Raw genomic sequence first — 8116 nt, 5'->3', positions numbered from 1 at the left:
ATCGAACAAAAAGGTAACGGAAACCGCGTATTCGTACCCTCTTTGGCTCAAAATCAAACAAGAAGGTAACGCAAACCCAAGTTTAATTATCCTTATACCCCAATGTCCCGTCATACACATCCTCATCAACCGGGTTCACGGCCCACATTGTTTGAATGGGATCAAACTCCGATGCAAACTCTTCTTTGTTTCGAATGTTTTTCGCTTCGTCCAATGTTCCAGTGACTGGGCCAGTGTATATGATTTCATTCTTTTTCACAATAATCACCTCTTTAGGGTAGAATCTTTCAAAAAAGGAATAAAAATGCGTGCTAAAATTCACCATTTCCGATACGATAGAAGTAAGATAAAATAAACCACATATCTTTTAACCAAACAACGAGACCAAAATTACGAATAAAAAGTAAACGCTTCCATTTTTGAAACTAATTCAAAGGAAGGGGGAAACCTTACGTGAATATGCAAACTGGACTTTTTCAACAGCAATCTTTAAAGCTAGTCATGACAAAGGAATTAACGCAGGCTATTACTCTTTTACAATACTCTTCTTTGGATTTGACTAAATTTCTAGAAGAGCAAACACTAGAAAATCCCCTAATTGATGTAAAAACAACGGATTTTGGACGATCTAAAAAAACGAAGATTACGAAAGACACGTATACAAATCCCATCGACTATATTGGCAAAAAAGAAACAACTCTTTATGAGCATTTACTCACACAATTATCATATATGAGGCTAACCAACAGAAAAAAACAGACGCTTGAATATATCGTCCAGCTCCTCGATACCAACGGCTACTTGTATTTTTCTGCAGAGGAAATAGCAAAAGATCTCAATACCAATACAGAAACCATTGAACAAGCGATTCTCATGATTCAAAGCTTAGACCCGATTGGAGTGGGAGCTAGGTCTTTGCAGGAATGTCTACTCCTGCAATTGAAGGCACTCACGAACCGAAACCATTTAGCGGAAACCATTATTCAAGATCAATTCGAACGATTCGCCGAAAAGTCATGGAAAGATATCGCTAAGGATTTAAATGTAAAGCTATTTGATATTCAACAGGTGTTTGATTTTATTCAAACGCTTCAGCCAAGACCAGGGGCTGCCTTTCAAGGTGGGGAAGCACATTACATTGTTCCGGACTTTGATATTCAAGTTGAAGACGATGTAGTCACTATGCATATGCAAGATTCGTACTTGCCAAAGGTTTCGCTGAACCTGCAATATTATCAGCATTTTTTAGAAGAGAAGGATTCCAAAACAAAGTCCTATCTTCAGGAAAAAGTCGACCAATGCCAGTGGATCATGAGGAGTTTAGAACAACGAAAAATTACATTGCAAAATGTAATGAGCGAAATTATCAATCGCCAACTGGATTTTTTTACTAAAGGTCCGGCACATCTAAAACCGCTGATTATGAGCGATGTTGCGGATGCCCTTGAAATTCATGAATCGACAGTCAGCCGCGCCGTTAAGGATAAATTTGTGCAAACTCCATTTGGAATTTTTGAAATGAAGCATTTCTTCAGTCGCAATATCCAAACAACGGGAGAAGGCGATACATCATCGACTCATGTTAAAAATGTAATAAAACAAATGATTGAAGAAGAAAATAAACAAAAGCCTTTGTCAGACCAAGAAATTGTCAGTATACTTGAGGATAAGCATGGTATTCTTGTCTCAAGACGAACAATCGCAAAATACCGTGACCAATTAAAAATTCCTTCATCAACGAAACGAAAACGTTATAGCAGATAGATTGGAAGTGTATCAGGTTGAGTCGCATTCGTGTAACAATGTATTCAAAGGACAATTGCTCGCTTTGTACGAAAGCAAAAAAAGTGATTGAGGAACTAAGCGAGGAATTTCCTTTAGACCTTCACGAAATTGATATTTATAAGGATGATGTGCTTTTGGAAAAATATCAAATCTTGATTCCGGTTGTCGAAATCGATGGAAACGAAGTAGAGTATGGAATTATCCATAAAGAAACGATCCAAGATTATTTGAATCGTTTAGTGAAAAGATAGCGCTTTATCTAGACTGCCTAAAAAATTAGGCAGTTTATTTATTGCATTCTTTTAAAAGTATTGTTACTATATACATGTAGCACGGCGATATTATATTTTTAAGGATTTGTTTTTTTTTACTGTAAGCGGGACATAATATGTCACACAGGGACAAAAAGAGTCCCTTATGGTAAAAAGGGGAAATGAAAAGATGAGTTCAATCATTGAGGTACAACAAAAATTATTACCCGATTTACTTGAGGTTATGCAAAAGCGCCACGAGATCCTCAAATACATACGACTAATGCAGCCAATTGGAAGAAGGAATCTTTCAACGAGTCTAGGTCATAGCGAACGTGTCCTCCGCGGAGAGGTTGAGTTTTTGAAAAAACAAAACCTTGTGGATTTTAGCACGGCTGGTATGAGCTTAACGAAAGAGGGCGCGGAGCTTTTAAAAGACCTTGAGGATGTCATGAAGGAAGTTTTAGGATTAAAGGTTTTAGAATCGAAACTTAAGGAGAAGTTAAACATAAAAGAAGTGATTGTCGTTTCGGGCGACAGTGACACTACTCCTTGGGTGAAAAAAGAAATGGGAAGAGCTTGCGTTTCAAGAATAAAACAAAGGCTTTTCGGAGAAAATATCGTCGCAGTTACAGGTGGTACGACCCTTGTTGAAGTAGCCGAAATGATGACCCCAGATTCGAAAGGGCGAAGCATTTTATTCGTTCCGGCAAGAGGTGGATTAGGAGAACGAGTGGAAAACCAAGCAAATACAATTTGTGCAAAGATGGCTGAAAAGGCCTCCGGTGATTACCGACTCCTTCATGTACCAGATGTTGTGAGCAATGAAGCGTACCATTCATTTGTGGCTGAACCATCCATTCGAGATGTCCTGAATTTGATAAAGTCATCAAGTATGGTAGTTCACGGAATAGGAGACGCTATTACAATGGCAAAGCGTCGTAAGACTGATGAAGAGGATATGAAAAAGATTATGGACTCTCATGCAGTCGCGGAAGCATTTGGCTATTATTTTGACGAAGGTGGAAATGTCGTCCATCGGGTTCAAACAATTGGAATCCAGCTTAAGGATCTTCCTGCAATTCATGATGTGATTGCAGTAGCTGGGGGAGCTTCGAAGGCAATTGCCATTCAAGCTTACTTAAAGCAAGCGCCAGGAACTCTGTTAATTACAGATGAAGGTGCTGCGAAAGAGTTAATAAAGGGGTAACCCTTATATAAAAAATCTTTTTTAGGTTTCACATACAAAAGGAGGAAATTAAAATGGCAGTAAAAGTTGGTATTAATGGTTTTGGACGTATTGGTCGTAATGTATTACGTGCGGCATTAAACAATCCAAATGTTGAAGTAGTAGCAGTAAATGATTTAACAGATGCAAATATGCTAGCTCATCTATTAAAGTATGACACAGTTCACGGCGTTCTTGATGCAGAAGTATCTGTTAATGGAAATAATATTGTTGTAGATGGAAAAGAAATCATCGTTAAAGCTGAGCGTGACCCAGCACAACTAGCTTGGGGAGACCTAGGTGTTGAAGTGGTTGTTGAATCAACTGGTCGTTTCACTAAGCGTGCTGACGCTGCGAAACACATCGAAGCTGGTGCAAAGAAAGTAATCATTTCTGCTCCTGCAACTGATGAAGATATCACAATCGTTATGGGTGTTAACCAAGATAAGTATGATGCAGCAAGCCATGACGTTATTTCAAATGCTTCTTGTACAACAAACTGCTTAGCACCATATGCAAAAGTTTTACATGAAAACTTTGGAATTAAGCGTGGTATGATGACAACTATTCACTCATACACAAATGACCAACAAATTCTTGATTTACCACATAAAGACTACCGTCGTGCTCGTGCGGCAGCTGAGAACATCATTCCAACAACTACTGGTGCAGCAAAAGCTGTTTCTTTAGTATTACCTGAACTAAAAGGTAAATTAAATGGTGGAGCTATGCGTGTTCCTACACCAAACGTATCACTTGTTGACTTAGTTGCTGAATTAGATAAAGACGTAACTGTTGAAGAAATCAACGCAGCACTACGTAAAGCTTCTGAAAATGAATTAAAAGGAATCATGGGTTACAGTGAAGAACCACTAGTATCTTCTGATTACAATGGTAATGCAAACTCTTCAACTATTGATGCTCTTTCTACAATGGTTATGGAAGGCAACATGGTTAAAGTTATCTCTTGGTATGACAACGAAAGTGGATACTCTCACCGTGTAGTTGACCTTGTAGATTACATCGCATCAAAAGGACTATAATTCACTAAACATATGCAACACACACTATAATAGAACTTGTGAAGGGAAGGGAGTGTTCCCTTCCCTTTTTGATGTCTAACAGGCGTGTACCAAGTTTTGAAATACTATTACATAGAACGGAGGCCTTCCCAATGAACAAGAAATCAGTAAGAGATATTGATGTGAAAGGCAAGCGAGTTTTCTGTCGAGTTGATTTTAACGTTCCAATGCAAAATGGTCAGGTTACGGATGAAACTCGTATTCGTGCAGCATTACCGACAATTGAGTACCTTCGTAAAGAAGGGGCAAAGGTTATTTTAGCAAGCCACCTTGGTCGTCCAAAAGGAAAAGCTGTAGATGAACTTCGCTTAGACCCAGTTGCTAAACGTCTTGGCGAACACTTAGGTATCGAGGTTCGAAAAACAAATGAAGCGTATGGTCCAGAGGTTGAGCAAGCTATCTCAGAAATGAATGAAGGCGAAGTTCTTTTATTAGAAAACGTTCGTTTCTACCCGGGTGAAGAGAAAAATGATCCTGAGCTTGCAAAACAATTTGCTGCACTAGCTGATGTATACGTAAACGATGCATTCGGTGCTGCTCACCGTGCCCATGCTTCTACAGCTGGTATTGCTGAACACCTACCAGCTGTTGCAGGTTTCTTAATGGAAAAAGAAATCGAAGTACTAGGCAAAGCACTTTCAAATCCAGAACGTCCTTTCACAGCGATAATCGGTGGAGCAAAGGTTAAAGACAAAATCGGTGTCATCGAAAACCTCTTAGAAAAAGTAGATAACTTAATCATTGGCGGAGGGCTAGCTTATACATTCGTAAAAGCACAAGGTCATGAAGTTGGTAAGTCTCTTTTAGAGGAAGATAAAATTGATCTTGCTAATGAATTCATGAACAAGGCAAAAGAAAAAGGTGTTAACTTCTATATGCCTGTTGATGTAAGAGTAGCAGACGACTTCTCCAATGATGCGAACATTAAAATCGTTCCGATCAACGAAATTCCAAGTGATTGGGAAGCACTCGATATCGGTCCAAAGACTGCTGACATTTACAAAGATGTGATCCAAAAATCGAAGCTTGTGATTTGGAACGGCCCAATGGGAGTGTTCGAATTAGATGCATTCGCAAACGGTACAAAGGCTGTTGCACAAGCACTAGCTGATTCACCTGACACTTACTCAATTATCGGTGGAGGAGACTCTGCTGCAGCGGCTGAAAAGTTCGGTCTTGCGGATAAAATGAGTCACATATCAACTGGTGGTGGAGCATCATTAGAATTCATGGAAGGTAAAGAGCTTCCTGGAGTCGAATTACTTAACGATAAATAAGAAAAGCACAAGGCGCCCGCTTATCGGCGACAAGCATAAGACAGGCGCTGACAGAAGGTGTATTTTACCTTCCGAAGCGAATGGCTTATGACCTCGAGCCGATGGCGCCTGAAGCTAGACAATAAAAATCGGTGCAAGTAAGCACCTTTCCATTAAGATCAACATCGAAAGGGATGGTGAAACATGAGAAAGCCAATCATTGCAGGAAACTGGAAAATGAATAAAGTTCTCTCTGAATCTGTACAATTTGTAGAAGAAATCAAAGGTCTAATTCCATCACCAGAAAAGGTTGACTCTGTCGTTTGTGCACCAGCACTATTTTTAGAGCGTCTTGTTGCAAACGTAAAAGAAGGAAATTACGACCTTAAAATTGGTGCTCAAAATATGCATTTTGAAGAGAGCGGAGCATTTACTGGTGAAATCAGCCCAGTAGCATTAAAGGATTTAGGTGTTGACTATGTGATACTAGGTCACTCTGAGCGCCGTGAAATATTCGCTGAAACAGATGAAACAGTCAACCAAAAAACACTTGCAGCGTTTGCTCATGGTTTAGTTCCAATCGTATGCTGTGGTGAGACATTAGAGCAGCGTGAAGCAGGTCAAACAAACGATCTTGTTGGAACACAAATCGAAAAAGCATTAGCAGGCCTTACAGCTGAACAAGCAAAAGAGGTTGTCATTGCCTATGAACCAATTTGGGCAATTGGAACAGGTAAATCTTCTTCTGCTCAGGATGCTAACGAAACTTGTGCACACATTCGTAACGTTGTTGCGAAGCAATTTTCACAAGACGTAGCAGATGCTGTTCGCATTCAATATGGTGGTAGTGTAAAACCTGAAAACATTAAGGAATACATGGCACAGTCAGATATTGATGGTGCTCTAGTTGGTGGAGCAAGTCTTGATGCTTCCTCTTTTGTTAAACTTTTGGAGGCAGGTAGCAATGAGTAAATCACCAGTTGCACTAATCATCTTAGATGGATTTGCATTTCGCGATGAAGTAAAAGGAAATGCAGTTGCGCAGGCAAATAAACCAAATTTCGATCGCTTTTGGAATAAATACCCGCACGCTACTTTACAAGCAAGCGGTGAGGCCGTTGGTTTACCAGAAGGCCAAATGGGGAATTCAGAGGTAGGACATTTAAATATCGGTGCCGGACGTGTCGTCTACCAAAGCTTAACCCGTGTAAATGTTGCAATCCGCGAGCACGAATTTGAAAAAAATGAAACCTTCCTTGCTGCTATGAAGCATGCAAAAGAAAATGGTACGGCTCTACACTTATTCGGTTTATTATCTGATGGTGGTGTACACAGCCATATTGATCACCTTTTTGCATTGCTACGACTTGCTGCATCAGAAGGCATTGAAAAAGTGTATATCCATGGTTTTTTAGATGGAAGAGACGTTGGTCCTCAAACTGCGAAAGTCTATCTAGAACAGCTTGATGAGAAAATCAAGGAATACGGTGTTGGTGAAATTGCAACCTTGTCCGGCCGTTATTACTCAATGGACCGTGACAAGCGTTGGGAGCGCGTTGAAAAATCATACCGTTCCATGGTTTACGGAGAAGGTCCTACATATAAAAATGCATTCGATCTTGTCGACGATTCCTATGCAAACGGCATTTATGATGAGTTCGTTTTACCATCTGTCATTGTGAAAGAAGACGGTTCACCTGTTGCAACCATCCAAGATAATGACGCCGTGATTTTTTATAATTTCAGACCGGACCGTGCTATCCAAATTTCGAACACATTCACAAATGACGATTTCCGTTCATTTGATCGTGGGCCAAAGCATCCCAAAGATTTATTCTTTGTGTGCTTAACACACTTTAGTGAAAGTGTCGATGGATATGTAGCATTCAAGCCAACAAATCTGGATAACACATTAGGAGAAGTGCTTTCACAAAATGGATTAAAACAGCTCCGCATTGCAGAAACTGAAAAATATCCACATGTTACCTTCTTTATGAGTGGTGGACGTGAACAGGAATTCCCTGGTGAAACTCGAATTTTAATAAACTCACCAAAAGTTGCAACCTATGATCTAAAGCCAGAAATGAGTGCTTACGAGGTTAAAGATGCACTTTTAAAGGAAATTGCTGAAGATAATCATGATGCAATTTTATTAAACTTTGCAAACCCAGATATGGTTGGTCACTCAGGAATGCTTGAACCAACAATCAAAGCAATTGAAGTAGTTGACGAATGTCTAGGTGAAATCGTTGATGCGATTCTCGCAAAAGGTGGAACAGCGATTGTCACCGCTGACCATGGTAACTCAGACGAAGTTATTACCCTTGAAGGACAGCCAATGACTGCACATACAACAAATCCTGTACCAGTCATTGTCACAAAAGAAGGTTTAGCACTACGTGAAGATGGAAAACTAGGAGATTTAGCACCAACTATGCTAGACTTACTAGGAGTGCAAAAATCAGCAGAAATGACCGGAAACAGCTTAATAAAATAAAACTAATTTGAAAAAGG

The 8116-nt window shown here is 39.7% G+C and carries 8 protein-coding genes; 7 read left to right on the top strand and 1 reads right to left on the bottom strand.

Going from position 1 to position 8116, the window contains the following annotated elements:
• Positions 1-82: 82 nt before the first annotated feature.
• Positions 83-259 carry a hypothetical protein gene (locus tag V7112_RS07070; protein ID WP_335417140.1) on the bottom strand — a complete coding sequence of 59 codons (177 nt, stop codon included), beginning with the start codon at positions 257-259 and terminating at the stop codon, positions 83-85.
• Between the two features lie 200 nt (positions 260-459).
• Between V7112_RS07070 and rpoN the strand changes: the two genes are divergently transcribed.
• The 7 genes from rpoN to gpmI all read left to right on the top strand — a co-directional run bounded on the left by rpoN (position 460) and on the right by gpmI (position 8099).
• On the top strand, positions 460-1764 hold the full coding sequence (gene rpoN, locus V7112_RS07065) for an RNA polymerase factor sigma-54 (protein WP_335417247.1): 1305 nt from the start codon (positions 460-462) through the stop codon (positions 1762-1764).
• A gap of 26 nt (positions 1765-1790) precedes the next feature.
• Positions 1791-2036: a glutaredoxin family protein gene (locus V7112_RS07060; RefSeq protein ID WP_335417245.1), complete on the top strand. Its 246-nt coding sequence runs from the start codon at positions 1791-1793 to the stop codon at positions 2034-2036.
• Between the two features lie 190 nt (positions 2037-2226).
• A complete protein-coding gene (locus tag V7112_RS07055; RefSeq protein WP_335417138.1) occupies positions 2227-3246 on the top strand; it encodes a sugar-binding transcriptional regulator in 1020 nt (339 codons plus the stop codon).
• Positions 3247-3299: 53 nt separating this feature from the next.
• Positions 3300-4307 carry a type I glyceraldehyde-3-phosphate dehydrogenase gene (gene gap, locus V7112_RS07050; RefSeq protein ID WP_335417136.1) on the top strand — a complete coding sequence of 336 codons (1008 nt, stop codon included), beginning with the start codon at positions 3300-3302 and terminating at the stop codon, positions 4305-4307.
• 131 nt (positions 4308-4438) lie between these two features.
• Positions 4439-5623 (top strand): phosphoglycerate kinase, encoded by a 1185-nt coding sequence (locus V7112_RS07045; RefSeq protein WP_335417135.1) that lies wholly within the window; start codon positions 4439-4441, stop codon positions 5621-5623.
• A gap of 183 nt (positions 5624-5806) precedes the next feature.
• Positions 5807-6574 (top strand): triose-phosphate isomerase, encoded by a 768-nt coding sequence (tpiA, locus tag V7112_RS07040; RefSeq protein WP_335417133.1) that lies wholly within the window; start codon positions 5807-5809, stop codon positions 6572-6574.
• Entirely contained in the window at positions 6567-8099 is a 1533-nt protein-coding gene (gene gpmI, locus V7112_RS07035; protein ID WP_335417131.1) for a 2,3-bisphosphoglycerate-independent phosphoglycerate mutase, read from the top strand. Before tpiA ends, gpmI begins: the two co-directional genes overlap by 8 nt.
• The last annotated feature ends 17 nt before the right edge of the window (positions 8100-8116 follow it).

Origin of the sequence: Bacillus sp. JJ1566 (genome assembly GCF_036962685.1) — a bacterium.
Classification (GTDB): domain Bacteria; phylum Bacillota; class Bacilli; order Bacillales; family Bacillaceae_L; genus Ferdinandcohnia.
The sequence above is the reverse complement of the archived record's forward strand: the minus strand, read 5'-3'. Positions and strand labels throughout refer to the sequence as shown.